1 protein-coding gene is annotated in these 2,115 nt (G+C 37.4%); it reads right to left on the reverse strand.

The features are described from left to right. Nucleotides 1-2,115 (reverse strand): condensation domain-containing protein (locus L870_RS16890; protein ID WP_037271556.1); only part of this gene is annotated, 2,115 nt, incomplete at both ends.

Raw genomic sequence — 2,115 nt, forward strand, 5'->3', positions numbered from 1 at the left:
TCAGGTCCTAATATTACCAATGATCCGCCGCTTACGAACCATCCGAAAATCTCGGATATGGAAACATCAAACATATTGCTTGTCTTTAACAGGTATATTACCTTGTCTGTCGGATGCAGATACTCAAGATTCAGAACGATATTTGTCAGAGCACCGTGAGATATCTTAACACCCTTAGGATTTCCGGATGAACCTGAAGTGTAGATAATATACGCAAGATCATTCAGACTGCACATACAGCCATTGTCTGAGCTGTCATTTGCTTCAAACAGCTGATCGTAAAGCAGTACCTGTCGGTCGGCACTCAACGGCTCTTCATTAGCTGGATTATTTACAGTGATTATTGCCTTGACATCACAGTCGTTGAATATATGATCCTGTCTGTTTTTAGGATAGTCAAGACTTACAGGCACATAAACACAGCCTGCCTTCATTACAGCATAGATAACTTCTATCAGTTCACGGCATCTTGGCATCATTACTGCAATGCAATCACCCTTTCCGAATCCCTTCATCGTAAGGTAATTTGCTATGATATTAACTCTTTCAGAAAACTTGGTATATGTTGTATTCTCGTCTTCATATACCAAAGCAACACTGTCGCTGTTTCTCTTGACTGAGCTTTCAAGCATTTCGATAACTGTTTCTTTGATCTCAAATTCCTCTTCAACAGCACACTGTGAAATAACAGAGTTGCTTATCGGCAGCTGAGTCTTTTCTACAGTGATATTCTGATCGCTGCAATACATTCTGATAATTTCAGCCCACTGTTCTATCATTGCCTGCATCATACCGTCTCTGTATAATTCACTGCAATACTCTACAGAAATAACAAATTCATTGTTTTCATCTTCGTGGGCATTAAAGAACAGATCAAACTTAGCCACAGACAATGTATTATCTTCTATTATTGATACACCGTGTCTTTCAAGATCGTCTCTGTTCAGCTCAAAGTTATTCATTGAGAACATGATATCAAACAACGGATTATGAGATGATTCCTTTTTAATATCAAGCTTCTTCAGTAACTTTTCCAAAGGATACATCTGATTGTCAAATGCAGCTATGCTTTTTTCTCTGACATTCATTAATATATCCCTGAAACTGTCCTTTTTATCAAACTTCACTCTGATCGGCAAAGTATTTACAAAGAGTCCTATCGTTTTTTCGGTACTCAGGTCTAATCTGCCCGATACAGGAGTGCCCACAACTATATCTTCTGAATTTGATTTCTTTCCGAGAAGTATTATAAGTGTAGACAGCATGAACATATACGGTGTTACATTTTCTGCCTTGCACAGCTTATAAATATTACGGCTCATTTCACTGTCAAATTTGAATGTACAGGTCTTGCTCTCCCTTGTCATAACCGCAGGTCTCGGATAATCAGCCACTATTTCATATTCAGGAAGCTCATCGGAAAACTCATTTACCCAGTATTCTTCACTGCTGCTCATATCCTGCTGAAGCAAATACTGCGAATAGTCAACGAACGGAACTGTTTCTGCGTATTCAATTCCGTTATACAATGCGAAAACAGATTCAAATATAATAGCTATTGATAATCCGTCAGCTATGATATGATGCATATCCATCATAAAAATATGTCTTTTGCTGTTTTCAAAGCTTATTATCTTGGCTCTGATCAACGGTGCAGATTTAAGGTCAAACGGTCTTATAAAGTCTTCAAATATCTTTTTATTATAGTTTTCTTCTTTATCAAGAGTCTGCTCTTCAATATTCAAAGCAGTGACATCATTTATCCTGAATACTACCTTGTTTTCAATAATATCAAACGAATATCTGAATACATCGTTCCTTTCTACAACTTTTCTTATGCATTCCTTGAACCTTTCTATATCTATACCTTCATTCAGCTTCACTGCAAACGGCATATTATACTGGGTCGATTCTGCCAGAAATACCGAAGTAATATATATCTGCTCCTGCTGATATGTAGCTGTATAATATTCTTTATTTTCAGCTTTTCCTATTATTCCGTATTCTTTACCGACACTTTCTGCAAGAACTGCAAGCTGTTCTGCTGTAGGGTGTGCAAATACTTCCTTCAATGCTATTCTTACGCCTGTTTCTGCTTCTATTCTGTTCACAAGC

The organism is Ruminococcus flavefaciens ATCC 19208 (assembly GCF_000518765.1).
GTDB classification, from domain to species: Bacteria; Bacillota; Clostridia; order Oscillospirales; family Ruminococcaceae; genus Ruminococcus; species Ruminococcus flavefaciens.